This window comes from Neobacillus notoginsengisoli (assembly GCF_003515685.1).
Classification (GTDB): Bacteria; Bacillota; Bacilli; order Bacillales; family Cytobacillaceae; genus Bacillus_D; species Bacillus_D notoginsengisoli.
In genome coordinates, this window is the sequence record NZ_QWEG01000007.1 from 149,244 (window position 1) to 167,570 (window position 18,327).

21 protein-coding genes are annotated in these 18,327 nt (G+C 43.4%); 12 read left to right on the plus strand and 9 right to left on the minus strand.

From position 1 onward, the window contains the following. Positions 1–40 precede the first annotated feature (40 nt). From D1B31_RS12345 to D1B31_RS12365, 5 genes are all read right to left on the minus strand, one after another. Entirely contained in the window at positions 41–511 is a 471-nt protein-coding gene (locus D1B31_RS12345) for a hypothetical protein (RefSeq protein WP_118921099.1), read from the minus strand. Positions 512–533: 22 nt separating this feature from the next. Next, on the minus strand, positions 534–776 hold the full coding sequence (locus tag D1B31_RS12350; RefSeq protein WP_118921100.1) for a spore germination protein: 243 nt from the start codon (positions 774–776) through the stop codon (positions 534–536). A 25-nt stretch (positions 777–801) separates the two neighbouring features. After that, complete coding sequence (locus D1B31_RS12355) at positions 802–1,044, minus strand: spore germination protein (protein ID WP_118921101.1); 243 nt, start codon at positions 1,042–1,044, stop codon at positions 802–804. A 69-nt stretch (positions 1,045–1,113) separates the two neighbouring features. Next, positions 1,114–1,332, minus strand: coding sequence for a spore germination protein (locus tag D1B31_RS12360; RefSeq protein WP_118921102.1), 219 nt, complete (start codon positions 1,330–1,332; stop codon positions 1,114–1,116). Positions 1,333–1,482: 150 nt separating this feature from the next. Next, a complete protein-coding gene (locus D1B31_RS12365; protein WP_118921103.1) occupies positions 1,483–2,502 on the minus strand; it encodes a YeiH family protein in 1,020 nt (339 codons plus the stop codon). 183 nt (positions 2,503–2,685) lie between these two features. On the opposite strand from D1B31_RS12365, the gene rluF reads away from it, so the two are divergent. Further along, positions 2,686–3,399, plus strand: coding sequence for a 23S rRNA pseudouridine(2604) synthase RluF (gene rluF, locus D1B31_RS12370; RefSeq protein WP_192894778.1), 714 nt, complete (start codon positions 2,686–2,688; stop codon positions 3,397–3,399). Between the two features lie 172 nt (positions 3,400–3,571). After that, complete coding sequence (locus D1B31_RS12375; protein ID WP_192894773.1) at positions 3,572–3,949, plus strand: VOC family protein; 378 nt, start codon at positions 3,572–3,574, stop codon at positions 3,947–3,949. Between the two features lie 32 nt (positions 3,950–3,981). Here D1B31_RS12375 and D1B31_RS12380 read toward each other — a convergent pair whose 3' ends face one another. After that, entirely contained in the window at positions 3,982–4,320 is a 339-nt protein-coding gene (locus D1B31_RS12380; RefSeq protein WP_118921106.1) for a zinc ribbon domain-containing protein YjdM, read from the minus strand. A 307-nt stretch (positions 4,321–4,627) separates the two neighbouring features. On the opposite strand from D1B31_RS12380, the gene D1B31_RS12385 reads away from it, so the two are divergent. The 5 genes from D1B31_RS12385 to D1B31_RS12395 all read left to right on the plus strand — a co-directional run bounded on the left by D1B31_RS12385 (position 4,628) and on the right by D1B31_RS12395 (position 8,886). Beyond that, positions 4,628–5,068: a YtoQ family protein gene (locus tag D1B31_RS12385; protein ID WP_118921107.1), complete on the plus strand. Its 441-nt coding sequence runs from the start codon at positions 4,628–4,630 to the stop codon at positions 5,066–5,068. A 132-nt stretch (positions 5,069–5,200) separates the two neighbouring features. Next, positions 5,201–6,667, plus strand: a complete 1,467-nt coding sequence (locus tag D1B31_RS12390; protein WP_118921108.1) for a S8 family serine peptidase — start codon at positions 5,201–5,203, stop codon at positions 6,665–6,667. 166 nt (positions 6,668–6,833) lie between these two features. Then, a complete protein-coding gene (locus D1B31_RS24625; RefSeq protein ID WP_192894774.1) occupies positions 6,834–6,998 on the plus strand; it encodes a hypothetical protein in 165 nt (54 codons plus the stop codon). 42 nt (positions 6,999–7,040) lie between these two features. Then, positions 7,041–7,166, plus strand: coding sequence for a DUF6254 family protein (locus tag D1B31_RS24860; RefSeq protein ID WP_240035254.1), 126 nt, complete (start codon positions 7,041–7,043; stop codon positions 7,164–7,166). A 283-nt stretch (positions 7,167–7,449) separates the two neighbouring features. Continuing rightward, complete coding sequence (locus tag D1B31_RS12395; protein WP_118921109.1) at positions 7,450–8,886, plus strand: L,D-transpeptidase family protein; 1,437 nt, start codon at positions 7,450–7,452, stop codon at positions 8,884–8,886. A 165-nt stretch (positions 8,887–9,051) separates the two neighbouring features. On the opposite strand, the gene gltC is transcribed toward D1B31_RS12395, so the two are convergent. After that, positions 9,052–9,957 (minus strand): glutamate biosynthesis transcriptional regulator GltC, encoded by a 906-nt coding sequence (gene gltC / locus D1B31_RS12400; protein ID WP_118921110.1) that lies wholly within the window; start codon positions 9,955–9,957, stop codon positions 9,052–9,054. Positions 9,958–10,124: 167 nt separating this feature from the next. On the opposite strand from gltC, the gene gdhA reads away from it, so the two are divergent. The 3 genes from gdhA to ahpF all read left to right on the plus strand — a co-directional run bounded on the left by gdhA (position 10,125) and on the right by ahpF (position 14,004). After that, the gene (gene gdhA / locus D1B31_RS12405; RefSeq protein WP_118921111.1) at positions 10,125–11,507 is read left to right on the plus strand and encodes an NADP-specific glutamate dehydrogenase; all 1,383 of its coding nucleotides are present in this window, start codon (positions 10,125–10,127) and stop codon (positions 11,505–11,507) included. A gap of 391 nt (positions 11,508–11,898) precedes the next feature. Continuing rightward, complete coding sequence (ahpC, locus tag D1B31_RS12410; protein WP_118921112.1) at positions 11,899–12,462, plus strand: alkyl hydroperoxide reductase subunit C; 564 nt, start codon at positions 11,899–11,901, stop codon at positions 12,460–12,462. Positions 12,463–12,474: 12 nt separating this feature from the next. Next, positions 12,475–14,004 carry an alkyl hydroperoxide reductase subunit F gene (gene ahpF, locus D1B31_RS12415; RefSeq protein ID WP_118921113.1) on the plus strand — a complete coding sequence of 510 codons (1,530 nt, stop codon included), beginning with the start codon at positions 12,475–12,477 and terminating at the stop codon, positions 14,002–14,004. Positions 14,005–14,100: 96 nt separating this feature from the next. Here the strand turns inward: ahpF and D1B31_RS12420 are convergent, their stop codons facing one another. Together D1B31_RS12420 and D1B31_RS12425 are read right to left on the minus strand one after the other, a co-directional pair. Further along, positions 14,101–15,654: a malate:quinone oxidoreductase gene (locus D1B31_RS12420; RefSeq protein WP_118921207.1), complete on the minus strand. Its 1,554-nt coding sequence runs from the start codon at positions 15,652–15,654 to the stop codon at positions 14,101–14,103. 304 nt (positions 15,655–15,958) lie between these two features. Beyond that, the gene (locus tag D1B31_RS12425) at positions 15,959–16,348 is read right to left on the minus strand and encodes a hypothetical protein (protein WP_118921114.1); all 390 of its coding nucleotides are present in this window, start codon (positions 16,346–16,348) and stop codon (positions 15,959–15,961) included. Positions 16,349–16,684: 336 nt separating this feature from the next. Between D1B31_RS12425 and yedE the strand changes: the two genes are divergently transcribed. Both yedE and D1B31_RS12435 read left to right on the plus strand, forming a co-directional pair. Next, a complete protein-coding gene (yedE, locus tag D1B31_RS12430; RefSeq protein ID WP_118921115.1) occupies positions 16,685–17,914 on the plus strand; it encodes a selenium metabolism membrane protein YedE/FdhT in 1,230 nt (409 codons plus the stop codon). A gap of 69 nt (positions 17,915–17,983) precedes the next feature. Continuing rightward, a complete protein-coding gene (locus tag D1B31_RS12435; protein ID WP_275670718.1) occupies positions 17,984–18,163 on the plus strand; it encodes a sulfurtransferase TusA family protein in 180 nt (59 codons plus the stop codon). The last annotated feature ends 164 nt before the right edge of the window (positions 18,164–18,327 follow it).

The following is an 18,327-nucleotide window of genomic DNA, read 5'->3' on the forward strand; positions in this document are numbered from 1 at the left end:
GGCCCCTCCTTTTGCAAAAAATTACTGAAGATCTATTCCTTCATTCAACCGGAGGCACAGCTACTTCAGTAAACTGCGGATCAGTTCTTTTTTTCATTTTTATTTGCAGGTAACTGTCCCGATACTCCGAGACAGACTCCTTCATTTTAACAATCGACGGGAGCGTGATGACATGGCGGGCCTCCGGATTTGGCATTCCCTCAATCAGAAGCTGATTCGAATTGTGGTAGATTTTCAGGTTGGATAGTACGGCGGGGTCCTTAATATAGATTTTCACATATACATGATCGTGGCTTTCAAAAGTTTTCACGTCCATAGATTCATTTACCTTTAACTCTGGTTCCTCCTCGATATCCACCGCTGCAGTTTTCTCCACCAAGTCCGCATGTTTCATGGAAGAGGAAATCGATCGTTCCACCAGGTCCTGGACAAATTTTTGAATGTCATTGTTAAAATAAGACTGGTCAAGCCATTTTGGCAAACCACCTTTAGAAAACGGAAATGGCAGCATCTGAGTTCACCCCTATATCCATTTAAAATTGATTACTTATTGGAAGTGACGGGTTGGCAATTTGGTCTTGGTCACTTACATCGGGATCCACACTGTTATTGCCTATTATGGAAGAGCTTGGAGATAGATCGCCGAGCGAGAAATTAGCACCAATATATTTTGAATTCGCTGTATGGCTGTTATGGATGGTCGCTCCGATATCGAGGTTCCCATTTTGCGTAATCCCGTTCGTTTTCACATTAAATATATTGATAAAATAAGGCATGGTTTGCTCCTTTCAAAGGAAAATGTCAGTATTGGTTCGAATTTACATTTGCTGGGTTTGCAATATCTCCCTGATCATTCACATCCGGGTCAATGAAGACATTTTCCATTCCTGATGTCGTTGGGGAAATATCTCCATAAGAGGCATTGGTCCCTTGCGATTTCGTGTGGGCTGAAGGGGAATTATGAAGCGCATCACCTATATTGAGTGATCCGTTGTTTGATATATTATTAATTTTAATGCTGTATATATTTATATTCGTGGCCATATTCTCCCCTCCCAACTTATCATTGGTTATATATATGCCCAGGTTATTGAAATGGTTAAAAAGAGCTTTTTACTGAGGGGGTTCACTTTGTTCATTTTTATTGACATCGGCTACATTTACCTTGTTTTGGTACTCAATCACGTTCGAAGAGTCACCGAATGCAAAACAAGCTCCGGCAACTTTCACATTGGCCGTGTGGCTGTTCTGAACCGTGGACCCGATGTTGATGTTTCCGTTTTGCGTGATGATGTTTGTTTTCATGCGATAGACAATTGCAACATTCCTCATAATCTCACCTCTTAACAGGGAACGGCGTATAAATAAGCCTTTTTCTGTTCGCTTCCAATACTATATGCCCTTTCCTCGGACGGCTCCATAGGCTACCGCCCAATCATGCAAAAAAACCAGCGGCACAAAGCTACTGGTTTTCAAGAATACTTATTGAATATGCATGACCTTCACCAAGAAATACCCGAAAATCGATAAGAGAATTGATCCGGCCAGCCCTGCGGCAAAAGCTTTCATTCCCAATTTCCTGAAGGTTTTTATTTCGACATTCAGGCCAAGCGCGGCCATCGCCATCGCAATGAGAAGATAAGCAACTGTTACGATATGTCCTGCCACAGCTTCCGAAACGACTCCTAGCGTATTGAATCCGCTCATGGCAATAAAGCCGAGGATGAACCACGGCACCACGGAGTTGGAAAGCTTAGCTCCTCCATTGTCTCGGGCGTTTTTTTGCATAAAGAACCCGATGGCCAACGCAACCGGAACGAGTAAGGCGACACGGGTAAGCTTAACGATGACTGCAAGATCGACCGCAGTGTCTCCGCCCGCAGCCGCAGCGGCGACAACATGGGCGACCTCATGCAGTGTTCCGCCAGCAAAGACGCCGTATACGGTTGGCGTCATGTTGAGTAACGCATAAAGCACTGTGTAGGCTAATGTAAAAATGGTTCCCAAAATGGCAATGACAGCAGCCGAAACAGCTGTTTCCTCTTCCTTCGCCTTAATCTGAGGCGCAATGGCGACCACCGCCGCAGCCCCGCAAATAGCCGTTCCGCATGCAGTCAGAATCCCGAGCCTCTTTTCGGCTCCGAACAGCCTCGAAAAGCCGTAAACGACGAAGAGGGCAAAGATAATATTCAAGGCAGCTATCAGAAAGACTTTTCCACCCGCCTCGTAAATATCCGAGAGATTTAGCCTCATCCCAAGCAAAATAATGCCAAGTCGTAATAACTTCTTGTTAGCAAAAGTAATGCCCGGTTTAAGGTTATCATTAAAACCGAATAGAGCCCTCCAACTCATTCCAAGTAAAATCGCTATCACCAACTGCCCCATAATAGATAGGAAGGGAAAACCCGATAAACCTTTTGCAAATAAGGCAATGAGTAAGGTAATACCCAACCCTTTTAGAAAGGCGGCCGTTTGCCCCCGCTTGTCGAAACCATTTTCCATTTGTGTCACTTCCTGAAAGTTTTTGTATGCCTTATTTTAAAGAAGGTTACTTTATTAGTAAACTAAATATATATCAGGACTATATAAGTGAACTCCTTTTTTCGAAATAAACTATAGGTTTTGCAAACCAGGCTGTTTCTGCTGTATTGTTAGAGAAACAATAATATTACAAAGAAGGTTGGTATTCCATTGCGGCTCAATAAATTCATTAGCGACTCTGGTAAAACCTCGAGGCGCGGCGCTGACAAACTTATTGAAGATGGAAAAGTGACGGTAAACGGCAAAGTTGCAAAGCTAGGCACCCAAGTCCATCCAGGTGATGTTGTACGGGTAAGCGGAGAAGAAATTCGCATAGCCAGGAATAATGTCTACCTCGCTTTAAATAAACCAGTTGGCATTACAAGCACGACTGAAAAGAACGTAAAAGGAAATATCGTCGATCTCGTCAATCATCCATTGCGGGTATTTAACATTGGCCGTCTTGATAAAGATTCGGAAGGCCTGATTCTCCTAACGAATGACGGCGATATCGTCAATGAAATTCTTCGTGCCGAAAATAGGCATGAAAAGGAGTATATAGTATCGGTGGACAAGCCGATTACACCGGAATTTTTGAAGCATATGTCCGAAGGCGTTAAAATTCTCGGTACCAAAACCCTTCCATGCACAGTGGAAAAGCTGTCCAAGTATGATTTCAGAATTATTTTGACCCAAGGGCTGAACCGGCAAATCCGCCGGATGTGCGAGGCGCTCGGCTATGAGGTCTATCGCCTGCAGCGAATCCGCATTATGAACATTGAACTGGGCAATCTACCTGTTGGCCAGTGGAGGGATTTAACGAAAAAGGAGAAAGCGCGTCTATTTGCTGATTTGGATTATGAACCGAATGAATGGTGATTGACAGAAACCGGGCTGTGCTCTGCACATGCCCATTTTTTTTGCAAAATTTACATGCAATGCAAACTTATTAGAGAGATTTGCAGTGGGATTATGTATAATTTGTTTATCTGAAAATTCAAACTTATATAGAAGTAGGTTAAGACAATCCAAAACGAAGGGAGAAATAGCTGTGGACAAGGGGTTTATTGAAAAAGTGGGGCAGATCGGGGTGCCGGTTAAGGATTTTGACAGGGCGGTGCAATTTTATAAGGAAAAGCTGGGCCTTCCCCTTTTATTCAGTACAGGGAATCTCGCGTTCTATGACTGCAATGGCTTGCGCCTGCTGTTAAGCCTGCCGGAAAAGGAAGAATTCAATCATCCAAGCTCAGTCATTTACTTTCAGGTCCCTAATATAAAGGAAGCGTACGAGACGCTTATAGACAAAGGAGTTCAGTTTATCGACGAACCTCACCTGATTGCAAAAATGGACCAGACAGAAACATGGATGGCATTCTTTAAGGATACAGAAAACAATGTCCATGCATTGATGAGTGAATTTGAGGCATAAAAAAGCAGGCCGCTAAGTTAGCGGCCTCCTGTTTAAAGTTTTTTGAGAAACTCGGATTTTAATTTCATTGGTCCGAAGCCATCAATCTTACAATCGATATCATGATCTCCTTCGACAATCCGGATATTTTTCACTTTCGTTCCCTGTTTCAGGACGGAAGAACTTCCCTTTACTTTAAGGTCCTTAATGACGGTGACTGAATCGCCATCGTTGAGAACGTTTCCGTTTGCATCCTTTGTAACCTTTTCATTATCGCTGGCTTCCATGCTTTCCGGCGTCCACTCATACGCACACTCCGGACAAACAAACAGTGGTCCATCCTCGTATGTATACTCTGATTGACACTTTGGGCAATTTGGCAAATTACTCATATCTTCTCATTTCCTCCACTTAACTATATTGTCATTGATCTCTATTTTTCCCTCATCTATTATAGCACAAGGGAAAAACGTCTCTTCTAGCTACTATTGGTCTAGGATATCGCCGGCGGTGAAGCAGTGGAACCGTCCCCTGCCTCACTGCTTTTGGTATGAGGCATTAGGTTCATCCGCTCCTTAACCTGTTAGTCATATAGTACCATTTTTGTCTTTTTAAGGGTCTCAGGGTGGTTGTTTTTTGAAAGTAGTTAGGAATTTTATTAGTATGAAAATGTAGGAAACTAATACTAGGAGGGATAAGGTGGAGCTAACTGTTTATTTAGCAGGACAGATTCACGATGATTGGCGAGAGGAGGTAGAGAAAAAAGCAAAGGAAAGAGAGTTGCCGCTTGTCTTTGTTGGTCCGCAGACGAACCATGACCGTTCGGATGATATCGGGGAAGCAATTCTCGGGAAACAGCCGGGCAATTTTTATAAGGACGATGCCGCCTCTGATATTAACAATTTCAGGACGCAGGTTTTATTGCAAAAAGCCGACATTGTCATTGCCTTGTTTGGTGAAAAGTATAAACAATGGAATACGGCTATGGATGCAAGCACAGCGATTGCATTGAACAAACCAACCATCATCATCAGGCCGGAATCGCTCATTCATCCTTTAAAGGAACTATCCAATAAAGCAAATGTCACTGTCGAGACAATTGATCAAGCGATTGATGTTTTAAGTTATGTTTTCGAATAAACTCTCAGTCAATGTCGCAAATAGTCAGATTATTTTTAACTATCAATTTTAAGAATCGACAGCTTAATTTAAGACCTTGTAATAAGATAAGTCCATAATTTGTTCATTATCATTTACATAGGGGGAAGTTGAATGAAGAAGAAGCTGGCTTTACTATCTATTTTTACTATGCTGTGTTTTTCATTATTAGTAGGAGCACAAACGGGGAAAACAAGTGCCGCGCCTGAGAAAGAGTATTATCTACTCGCCTATAAGGGAAAGCTGCCTGGCAATTATGCTGAAGCAATTTCAAAAGCCGGTGGAACTGTCGAAAGGGTAATTCCTGAGGTCGGGATTGTTCAGGCTTCGTCCACAGATTCAACGTTCCTTTCAAAGGTGAAAAAGGATACGAATATTCAATCAGCTGGCCGGGAGCTGGAAGCCTATCTGGAAACTGACCCGGATGATAAGGTAAAGTTTACCCCTGGAACTCCTAATGGCGAGAAAGTGACCCTGGATGCCAATGCAGACAGCTATTGGGATAAGCAATGGGATATGCACCGCCTAACCAACGACGGCAAATCGTATCAATTAAACAAAGGCAACAAGGATACGGTTGTCGCAGTCATTGATACCGGGATCGACTTCAGCCATCCAGATTTAAAGGATAATGCCGACCTGGCCGGTTCTAAAACTTTTGTTCCTGGCACAACAGATGCATGGGACAAAAATGGTCATGGAACTCACGTTGCTGGTTCGATTGCCGCGAATGGAAAGGTTAAAGGTGTAGGCCCTGAACTGACTGTCCGTGCCTACCGTGTGTTTGGGGCAACAGGCGGAGCTCAGCAATCGTGGATTACTGATGCTATCGTAGCAGCCGCAAATGACGGCGTGGAAGTCATTAACATGTCGATTGGCGGATGGCGCTGGATGGCCAATAACTTCGATGAAAAAGGGGATTCGGCATCGATGGTCGCCTACCACCGGGCAGTCCAGTATGCTATTCAAAAAGGTGTAACTGTTGTTGCGTCATCTGGTAATGATTCAAGGGATTTAAACAACCCGCATGATATGAAAGCTTACTGGAAAGATACGTATGGAATCGATATTAAAGGGCCATCCCGTGTTGTACCAGCCCAAATCCCGGGCGTCATTACGGTTTCCTCATCAAATCAGTGGTCCGAGAATGGGATCGCTTTCTATTCAAACTATGGAAACGCCATTGATGTCGCCGGCCCTGGCGGGGATAACGGCCCATTGTATGATCAATTGTACCGCCAAGATCCAAAGGGCGATTATTTAAACAAACGCGACTTTACTTACCGTACATTATCTACCTATCCGAGCTATCCTGTAGGCGGAGGCAATAATGCAACGACTCAATTCAGTGATGGTAAATGGCATGGATACTCCTATTTGCACGGAACATCCATGGCTGCTCCGAAAGTGGCAGGCGTAGCGGGCGTCATTAAAGCCGCCCACCCTGAGTACTCACCAGCCCAGGTTGCGGCGGCAATCAGACAGAGCGCCATTGATTTCGGAAAAGTCGGCGCAGACCCGCTCTTCGGGAAAGGCGAAGCCAATATCTACAACTTCCTTGCGAATGATAAGAAGAAATAGGGATATTTTTGACAGGCCACCGGGCAGCAGTCCGGGGGCCTGTTTGCGTACATGACCGATAATTCTCCAAAATGACACGAACCATGCCTTCCTTTTGCCAAGAGGAATAGGAAAATGAATAGTTCATTCCTCTTCTCCTATACTAAAGGCAAAAGGAGGGAAAACCATGGCAAAACGAACAAAGAAAAACGATCCGCAGCAGAAAAACAAGCAAGGCTTCGATTCCAGCAAAACCGATTCTGAATTCTCTAAGGAGTTTGGAAGCGCGAATGCCAATCGGGCAAAAAAACAAAAAGAAAAAGAACAAAGAGCTTTTGAAAATAGAAGTTAGCTAAAAGAACGTTCTAAAATCTATCGCAAGGAGCTTTTCAAAATGACACAATCCAAACGACAGAAAGAAAGACAATGGGAAGCCAGAAAGGAATCTCAAAACCCGCATGGAAAAGTGAAAACCTTTGAGCAGCTGGCAAATGAAGCAAAGAAAGGTGAACATAAATAACCAATCACTAATGGACTTGCATGTACAATTGCAGGTCCATTATTTTTTTGACCATTTCTAAATAAAAGGGCTATTTTTCATGATTATCTCGTAACTTTATTGCGTTTGGCACGTACTATTCTATACATGAAAAAAATTTATAAATTAGATACAAATAGTGACAAAGTTCTGCTTTGCTATCGAGTAGAATAGTAGTTGATTTTGATTTTGGTAATTCATTGGAAGTTATAATTCGGTGGCAGATGGCTATAAATAGAGATTTATGCAAAACGGGGGAATAAGAATGGAGACTTCACTTCAAAGACCAGTTCAGGAAGTTAGCCGGCAAAAGGCCAAATCATCAGGGAAATGGAAGCTGATCACGGCCAGTATCCTTATTTTTATTGGCATTCTAGCGGCGGCAGTGGCTTATTATCAGACCACCCGCTTTAATGCCAATGTTTCAATCAATGGCGTAATGGTCAATGGACTGACCGCGGAGCAGGCTCTGGATGAATTAAAAACAGCCACTTTAAAGAATGTGGTCTATATTGGGCAGCAGCAAATAATTGATGGAAAAGATACAAAGATAGGGTTCGCAGATGAAGATCTTTCGGGGGTCAAAGAAATTTTCAACAACCAGCAGACGTACATCCCTTCTTTTAAAAAGAAAGATTATTCATTAAATCCGGGCAATCCAGACGCGTTTCGAAGCCACGAGCTGAAAAAACAGCTTGAAGATAAACTTTTAACAATGAATAAAAGTTTACAAGCTCCAAAGGATGCCGATGTTGTCCTTAAAGAAGGCAAGATTACTGTCTTAAACAGTGCCGCCGGGAAGCAATATGATGTGGCAGGCCTTTTAAAAGAGTATGACCAGCAGGCTTACAGCAGTGAAGTTCGGTTGAATCCTGTCTATTTCCAACCTATCAAAGAAGACAGTGCCATCATTAAAAACAAAGAGCAAAGGCTGCAAGCGCTCCTCCAGCAAACCATTGACTATAAGGTACAGGATCAAACCTATGCCTTAAAAGCCAGTGATTTGATTAAAAGTGCCACCGTTTCCAATGACATGAAAATCACCTTTGATCAAGAAGACCTTAAAAATAAACTCACTGAAATTAACAACACGCAATCTACTTTGAATAAGGATTTCAAGTTTAAAACCCATTCCGGATCAGTTATCACCATTAAAGGAAAAGGCTATGGGTGGGCGCTCGATGTGGAAAAAGAAGCGGCACGGATGATGGAAGCTTTTGAAAAGGGAGAAAAATCGGTTTCTGCTTCCAATATACACGGAAATGGATGGAACAATGAAGGCTATGGCTATGAAACGACAGCGAACAACGGCATTGGCAATACGTATGCGGAAGTTTCAATCAAGGAACAGCGGATTTGGGTTTATAAAAACGGTAAATTAGTCGTCACCACGAATGTTGTCACAGGAAACCACAATACCCGTGAAGATACATCGCCCGGGGTGTGGTATATCCTTTTCAAAAAATCGCCATCCATACTCAAAGGCAGCCGGGTTGGCAGCGGTGAATATGCCGTACCAGTAAACTATTGGGTTCCGTTTACAAACAGCGGCCAAGGCATCCACGATGCGAGCTGGCGGTCGAACTGGTCCTCGAATGCCTATATCGGAGCTGGCTCTGGGGGCTGTGTCAATGTCCCGCCAAGTGTCATGAAAGCCATTTATACTAATCTTACAACGTATGATCCGGTTGTTGTCTATTAAACTATTTATGTGGATTTGTGACAGCAAGACAGTATTTTGCCCGAAGCTGTCACGCAAACGGCTCTTGAGTAACACCGAACACGGTTCTGTGATGATCACCAAGTCAGGAAATCAAAAACGGTTTCCTGACTTTTTACGTGTTTCAAGTTTTGCAAAAAGAAATCGTCAAGTCTGATATCGATTCAACATACTAAAAAATTCACGGACGAACTCATAGAAAAGCTTTTCAGCGGGAAGCAGCTGACGGTCACTGGGAATGATGATGCCGACTGTCCGGGTAACTTGGGGTTCATTGATCGGCAGCTTAACAGTTGAGCGCGGCAGGCTGTCAACCAGTGTCACTTCGGGGATAAGTGTCACCCCAAGCCCTGCGGAGACCAATCCTTTAATTGCATCAATATCCTTCCCTTCGAATGACACGTCGGGCTGAAAGCCAACCTGCCTACAGGCGTTGTCGACAATCTCACGCAAAACAAACCCTTTGGGAAAGAGAATAAATGAATCCTCTTTTAATTGGCTTAAGTTCACTGAAGGTTGTTTCGACAGCGGGTGGCTAACCGGGAGCAACGCAACAATTTTTTCTGTAAATAAAATATCCCCCTTGACCTTCTTCTCGGGTTTCGGAAGCGGGCCCAAGAGCGCCATGTCAATTTCTCCATTTACCACGCCTTGAATCAAATCATGGTAGGAGCTCTGTTTCAGTTCAAATTTCACATGAGGATAACGTTCACGAAAAGAAGATATAATAGTGGGTAGCGTATAGGAAGCGAGGCTGCTCGGAAACCCTATGCGGATCATCCCTTTTTCCGGATCGAGATATTCCTGGACCTCCTGCCTCGCATTCTCGATTACCTTCATGGCTTCTTCCATATATTCAAGAAACATTTTTCCAATCGGGGTTAATTTTACATTTCGCCCTTCCCGAATAAAAAGGTCAACGCCGAGTTCCGATTCCAAATTAAATATTTGCCTGCTGACTGCCGATTGAGCGACATGCAAAGCCATAGCGGCCTCTGTGACATGCTCCCGTTTTGCCACTTCAATAAAATATTGGATCTGTCTTAACTCCATTTATGTCACCCCTATCCTAATTATCTCATATCGGCATGATTATTATCTAATTTTCATATTGTTTAGATTGTTTGACAATTATAAAATAAGGAAACTAAATAATTTAATTGGGTAAAGTTTTCGTGTTCATTTATAAGCATTTTTTTGCCAAAGGGGGGTAAACCAATATGATGACTGTACAAGAAATGGAAGTAGCTAAAATAAAAACAGCGAAAGATTATGTGAATGAAGTGTTTGAGACTGTCATTGCGCGTAATCCGTATGAGTGCGAATTTCATCAGGCTGTGAAAGAAATTTTCGATTCTCTCGTTCCTGTATTTGTAAAATACCCACAATACATGGACCATAGTATCCTCGAAAGAATTGTGGAACCCGAAAGAGTCATAACCTTCAGGGTGCCTTGGGTCGACGACCGAGGCAAAGTGCAAGTAAACCGCGGATTCCGGGTGCAATTCAACAGTGCAATCGGGCCTTATAAAGGCGGCTTGCGTTTCCATCCTTCAGTTAACTCAAGCATCGTTAAATTCCTTGGCTTTGAGCAGATTTTTAAAAACTCCCTCACTTGCCAGCCAATTGGAGGCGGCAAGGGCGGTGCCGACTTCGACCCTAAAGGGAAATCCGACGGGGAAATCATGCGATTCACTCAAAGCTTTATGACGGAGCTTTACAGGCATATCGGACCCGATATTGATGTTCCGGCTGGGGATATTGGCGTTGGCGCACGAGAAATCGGGTACATGTTCGGTCAGTATAAGAGAATCCGCGGCAGTTATGAAGCGGGCGTCCTGACAGGAAAAGGACTTGGATATGGCGGAAGCTTAACGAGAAAAGAAGCGACTGGCTATGGAACGGTTTATTTTGTCGAGGAAATGCTTAAAGACAAAGGACTTAGCTTTAAGGGCAGCAACGTGATTGTATCAGGATCCGGCAATGTTTCCATCTATGCCATGGAAAAAGCAATGCAGCTCGGCGCGAAAGTTGTGGCCTGCAGCGACTCGAACGGGTATGTGTACGATCAAAACGGAATCAACCTCGATACTGTCAAGCGACTGAAAGAAGTTGAAAGAAAAAGAATCCGTGAATATGTAAAGGAGCATCCGCAGGCGTTATACGTGGAAGGATGTTCAGGTATTTGGTCCCTCCCTTGTGACATTGCTTTGCCATGCGCAACGCAAAATGAAATTGACGAATCATCCGCAGAAATATTGGTTGCCAATGGAGTGAAGGCTGTTGGGGAAGGCGCCAATATGCCATCAACACTAGAAGCCATTGATGTATTCTTGAACAGTGATGTTCTCTTTGCTCCAGGAAAAGCCGCCAATGCTGGCGGCGTAGCAGTTTCCTCTTTGGAAATGTCCCAGAACAGTATGCGATTGTCGTGGACGTTTGAAGAAGTAGATGCAAAATTACATCAAATCATGGAAAATATTTATCGGAACACCATCAACGCCGCGGAAGAATATGGCCACCCAGGCAATTTGGTGGTAGGCGCCAATATCGCCGGCTTTATTAGAGTAGCCGATGCTATGATTGCACATGGAGTTATATAGTTCAAAATAAATGACATGATGAAAGGGTGATTGCTATAATTTAAACAGCAATCACCCTTTTTTGCGATGATTAGTTGAGAAATCACCATCTAATTGAAAATTAACATTCCTTCTCTCCCTCGTTTCTGCATGATTATCTTCTTTTTAAAACCACATTTCGACTCCCTTTTGCAAAAACAGACCTTTTTCTTGACAAATAATTAAAACTATATGATAATGGTTTGTGTATTAGAATTATTATAAATAACTAATTATTTTTAGTTGTTTATTTATATAGGTTCATTTGGATGAACAGGCGGCGCGTCGCAATTCGGGGAGCTTCCCCTTGTATATTATCCAAGTTTAACCTATATACTAACAATTGATTCTATTAATAGGAGGAATTTATACTATGTCACTTATCGGAACAGAAGTACTACCATTCAAATTGCAAGCTTACAAAAACGGAGAGTTTATCGAAGTAACCGAGCAGGACTTTAAAGGCCAATGGACTGTTCTTTGCTTCTATCCAGCGGACTTTACATTCGTTTGCCCAACTGAACTAGAAGACCTTCAGAATCACTATCCTGCTCTCCAAGAACTTGGAGTAGAAGTATTCTCAGCATCAAGGGACTCCCACTTTACACATAAAGCATGGCACGATACATCCGAAACAATCGGTAAAATTACTTATGCAATGATTGGTGACCCGGCTCACGTCCTATCCCGTAACTTCGATGTACTTATTGAAGAACTTGGACAAGCTGACCGTGGTACTTTCATCATTGATCCAGATGGCGTTATCCAAGCTGTTGAGATCAACGCAGGCGGAATTGGCCGTGACGCAAGCACACTCATTAACAAAATCAAAGCAGCACAATATGTACGCAACAATCCAGGCGAAGTTTGCCCAGCTAAATGGGAAGAAGGATCTGAAACACTGAAGCCAAGCTTGGATCTTGTTGGTAAAATTTAAGGAGTGCAATGAATGATATTAGATGCAGATATAAAGGCACAATTACAGCAATATCTTCAATTGATGGAAAACGAAATCCTGCTCAAAGTCAGCGCAGGATCGGATGACCTATCCAAAGACATGCTTGCTCTTGTCGATGAGCTGGCATCCATGTCGGATAAAGTCAAAGTTGAAAAAGCCACTTTGGAGAGAACACCAAGCTTTAGTGTCAATCGCATCGGAGAAGATACCGGCATTACTTTTGCCGGTATTCCTCTTGGACACGAATTCACTTCCTTAGTACTTGCACTATTGCAAGTAAGTGGTCGTCCTCCAAAGGTTGATCAAAGTGTCATCGACCAGGTGAAAAGCCTGCAAGGTGAATACCGCTTTGAAACGTATGTATCCTTGAGCTGTCATAATTGCCCGGATGTGGTACAGGCCTTGAACTTGATGAGCGTTCTAAATCCTGGCATCACCCATACAATGATTGACGGTGCAGCTTTCAAGGAAGAAGTGGAAAGCAAGAACGTCATGGCAGTGCCAACTGTTTTCCTTAACGGCGAAGAGTTCGGCGGCGGCCGCATGACCATTGAAGAAATTCTTGCAAAATTGGGTAGCACACTGGATCCTGCTGAGCTTTCTGCTAAAGATCCATTTGACGTCCTTGTCGTTGGAGGCGGGCCAGCTGGGGCCAGCGCAGCAATCTATGCCGCGCGTAAAGGCATTCGCACCGGTATTGTGGCTGAGCGCTTTGGCGGCCAGGTCATGGATACGGTTGGAATTGAAAACTTCATTGGTACGAAATATACAGAAGGTCCTAAACTTGCTGCAACTCTCGAAGAGCATGTGAAGGAGTATGACATTGATGTCATGAATTTGCAGCGGGCAAAACGCCTGGAAAAGAAAGATCTCATTGAACTCGAATTGGAAAACGGCGCTGTTCTAAAGAGCAAAACCGTCATCCTTTCTACTGGCGCTCGTTGGCGTAAAATCAATGTCCCAGGTGAAACCGAGTTCACAGGCAAAGGCGTCGCCTATTGCGCTCACTGTGATGGCCCGTTATTCGAAGGAAAAGACGTGGCAGTCGTTGGTGGAGGGAACTCCGGTATTGAAGCAGCCATTGACCTTGCTGGAATTGTGAAGCATGTAACAGTTCTTGAGTTCATGCCAGAACTAAAAGCTGATTCAGTCCTGCAAGATAAACTATTCAGCCTTCCAAATGTGACCGTCATCAAGAACGCTCAAACAAAAGAAATTACCGGTACCGATAAAGTAAACGGTATTAGCTATATCGATCGTGACTCAGGCGAAGAACATCACATCGAACTCGCTGGTGTGTTCGTTCAAATCGGCCTTGTCCCGAATACGGATTGGCTGGGTGATTCGATTGAGCGCAACCGCATGGGTGAAATCGTTGTCGATAACCGCGGTGCTACAAGTACGCCAGGCGTATTTGCCGCCGGAGACTGTACAAACACTCCGTACAAGCAAATTATTATTTCGATGGGAACAGGAGCAGCCGCTTCACTGGGCGCATTCGATTATCTAATCCGGAATTAATCTGATTCTATCAAATTACGAAGCCGCTACTGCCTTAGCCGCAGTCTAGCGGCTTTTTTTTGCTCAAAATAAAAAGCACCAAAAAGGCGCTCAATATTAGGATACAGATTCTTTTTCTTCATAGGGTTGCTCGATCTTCGTCTTCTCAGGGCTAACGATCGTGCGACCTCCACCAAGCCCAAGCATCCATGCTGTATGAGAGTGAATTTCATGAAATAGCTCCGGATGATCGGATAGAGATAGACCATAAGACGGAATCATCTCGATTATTTTCGGCTCCCACGCTTTTAATTGTTGAGGGAAGCATTTTTTGATTACTTCTAGCATGACATGTACAGCGGTTGAAGCGCCCGGCGAAGCACCTAGCAAAGCGGCAACTGACCCATCAGCAGCACTTACGACTTCCGTGCCAAATTGAAGCACTCCCCGCTCGCCCGCTTCAGTATCTTTAATTACTTGCACACGCTGGCCCGCTACGACAATATCCCAGTCTTCACTCTTGGCGTTCGGTACGAATTGCCGTAATTCCTCCATCCGTTTTTCTTTTGATAACATCACTTGCTGGATGAGGTATTTTGTTAATGGAATATTTTTTGCCCCAGCCGCAAGCATCGTGATGAAATTATTTGGTTTTACTGATCGCAGTAAATCAAGGTTTGAACCGGTTTTTAAAAACTTTGGCGAAAAGCCGGCAAATGGTCCAAAGAGCAGCGATTTTTTGTTGTCGATATATCGTGTATCGAGATGCGGAACCGACATTGGCGGAGCTCCTACCGCAGCCTTGCCATATACTTTTGCATGATGTTGCTCGATGATTTCCGGATTCTTGCACTCCAGGAATAATCCGCTTACCGGGAACCCTCCAATGCGCTTGCTTTCAGGGATACCTGTCTTTTGCAGTAATGGCAGGCTTCCCCCGCCGCCGCCAATAAAAACGAATTTGGCAGTATGGCGTTCGATTGCGCCGGTATTCATGTTCCATACTTTCACTTCCCATAGCCCATTGCTTGTCCGTTTAATGTCCTCAACCTGATGTTTATAGTTGATTTCAACATTTTGCTTCTTTAAATGGTCAAACAAGTGTCGTGTTAACGCGCCAAAGTTAACATCAGTCCCCGAATCTATTTTCGTAGCCGCAATTGGTTCATTTGAATGGCGGCCTTCCATGATCAGCGGGATCCATTCTTTCAATTTTTCTGGAGCATTAGAAAACTCCATTCCAGCAAAGAGTGGATTCTTTGAAAGCGCTTTAAACCGTTTTCTTAAAAAATCCACATTTCTTTCGCCTTGGACAAAACTGATATGAGGCAAAGGCATAATAAAGTCGCGTGGATCATGAATTAGATTTCTATTTACAAGATAAGACCAAAATTGCTTAGAAAGCTGAAACTGTTCGTTGACGTTGATTGCTTTACTAATATCGAGGGAACCATCCGGCTTTTCAACGGTATAGTTCAGCTCGCACAGTGCGGAGTGACCCGTTCCCGCATTATTCCATTCGTTCGAGCTTTCCTCTCCGGCGTTTTCAAGTTTTTCAAAAACGGTTATGTTCCTGTCAGGCGCCAACTCCTTCAGCAGGGTCCCCAAAGTCGCACTCATGATTCCAGCACCAATTAAAATCACATCTGTTCCAATTTGACTGTTCATCATTTCTCCCATCCTTATCCCCTATGCAGTGCAGAAAGAATGTTGGGCGCTCTTCTCAGACGTCACACAAGCCAGGACGTGCAAAAGGCACACACCTTTTCTGCATTCATGATAATCCGATAGCAAAACATTACTTTTCCATTATATCACCGTTGTTAATAGAATTAAATTTTGACTATTTAAAAGATAGAAATAGTATAAGTAATGATAAAAGCCCATGAACCGCAAACGATTCATGGGCTTCACCACTGTTATCCTGTTATATAAATCGATTTCATAGCGATTCAACAGTTGAACCCAACCTATTTCAATCCGAATTATTTTGAAAAAATGTTCTATATGGCAAGAGCAGCGCCGCTAGGGATAGGAGTAAAAAAATAATATCAGGCATAAATGTCCCAAAACCAATTATATGAAGGATAAAAAATAACGGATAAACCCAGCATGCATACCAGGACCATCTAAGTCCTTTACGATATGCATTTGTCAGAATAGCTATGCCAAATATGGTCATGCCTATTACTAATGATCCACGCAGCTTTAATTCAATGGCCGCGTCGGTTTGATCATTGGTTAAATATGCGTGTAAGACTGATCCTTCACCTACTGGTCCGTTTTCTCCTGAAATACTTATAATCAGCATCAGCACTTGAATGAGAAGCAATAGAATCCATGATTTTTTTTGCAAAAAACTCATCTCAACTACTCCTTTCAAGTTGTTTATTACTCGTTTTCTTTTAACTGTCTTATCCCCCCTTTCGCAAAATTTCTCATTATTTTTCCTATTAAGATACTATTTAAGGTATTAAAGGTTATGCCAATCATAAAAATTATATTTTTACAATCAAGACGAGCTCTATCTTTCCTAATCGACTCCCCTTCTATCTATTCATTTTACCGATAATATATTCCTCAACTTATCGATAAATCAAATTGCTCTGCAAGAAAATAACAATTACTATTAATAGGATTATAGGATGTCTAGGAAGCCCTTGAAACGGAGCCTACTTTAACAAAGAGGAGTTAAAGGTTTATGAGTCTTTATCAAAAGGTCTTTAAAGAATATTGGAATCCGTACGTTGCGATTAGCATTGCCGGGCTGGTTAGTGCTTTGTACTTTGGAATTACTGGTACGGTTTGGGCGGTTACTGGCGAATTCACAAGGATAGGCGGACATATCCTCAGGTGGTTCGGGGTCGATGTGTCCGACTGGGCATATTTTAATCTTGTTGGCATGAAAGGATCCCCAATCAGCCGGACCGATGGTTGGATTGTCATTGGCATGCTAGTTGGCGGGCTGATTACGATCTTATTAAGCAACAGTTTTAAAATTCGTATTCCGAAACAAAAGCGGCGATTAACACAAGGTTTTGCCGGAGGTATCATTGCCGGATTTGGCGCACGCCTTGCGCTTGGCTGCAATTTAGCCGCATTTTTTACAGGTGTTCCTCAGTTTTCGTTTCACTCTTGGATCTTTATGGTGGCTACGGCCATCGGAACCTTTTTTGGTGTGAAGGTCGTCAACACGAAATGGTGGCGGGGGAAACCGGCCTTAATAAAAGGAACGCTGAACCCGGTTGTCACTGAACATGTGCAAAAAAAGAATATCCAGCCGGTTTTAGGCTTGCTTTTTGCCTGCCTCTATACGGGGCTGGTCATTTACTTTTTCGTCATAGGCAAATCGATGTTGGCAGTTGCCTGTATTGCCGGGGCCTTGTTTGGCATTTTAATTGAGCGTGGGCAAATTTGTTTCACCTCGGCCTTTCGCGATTTATGGATTAGCGGACGTGCTGTCATGTCGAAAGCGATTGCGGTTGGTATGATGATCAGTGTCGTCGTTACGTTCTTTTACATTCAAAGCGGCTCGATTGCCATTATCAAAGTGGCTGCTCCAAGCACATTAATTGGCGGACTGCTGTTCGGATTCGGAATTGTACTGGCCGGCGGCTGTGAGACCGGCATGATGTACCGGGCAATGGAAGGCCAAGTGTTATACTGGGTAGTAGGCGCAGGAAATATCGTTGGGGCAACCCTCTTGGCATACGGCTGGGATCATCTCGGTATTTATGGCGCGTTAGTAGAAAATTGGCAGCCAGTGAACTTAATGGAACTCTGGGGCCCTCTTGGAGCACTAGTAGGAACAATCGCCATGCTGATCGTTTGGTTTTTACTCTCGAATTGGTGGGAAAAGCGATTCCGTTACGGTACTGGAATCAAGGATAAAAAAAGAGGACAGATTTCAACTGTTACAAAGGAGGCTTAATCCATGTCACAAGTCATTGACGTCAATTACACGCTGGATATTCGTGGCGAGCCTTGACCGTACCCTGTCATTTATGCGCTGGATGCGCTAAAAACCATGAAAATCAGGGAAGTGTTACAAGTGATTGCCGATTGTCCGCAATCTTTTCGAAGTGTTCCCGAAGAAGCTGTTAAACACGGTTACAAGCTATTGGCTGAACCGAAAAAAGTCGGGCAGGATATCTATTTTTATATTAAAGTCGTTCAATAGCTGACCGTATCATATGCCGAACTAGACCAATATCATTAAAAAGCACACTACTCCTGACGATTTGTTTAAAAACTGCAAAACAGTGAGTTGCAATGCCAATAGGGTGAGAAATCACAGTGATTTTCTCACTTTATTACTGTATCAATTTTCGCTCTATTAGAACT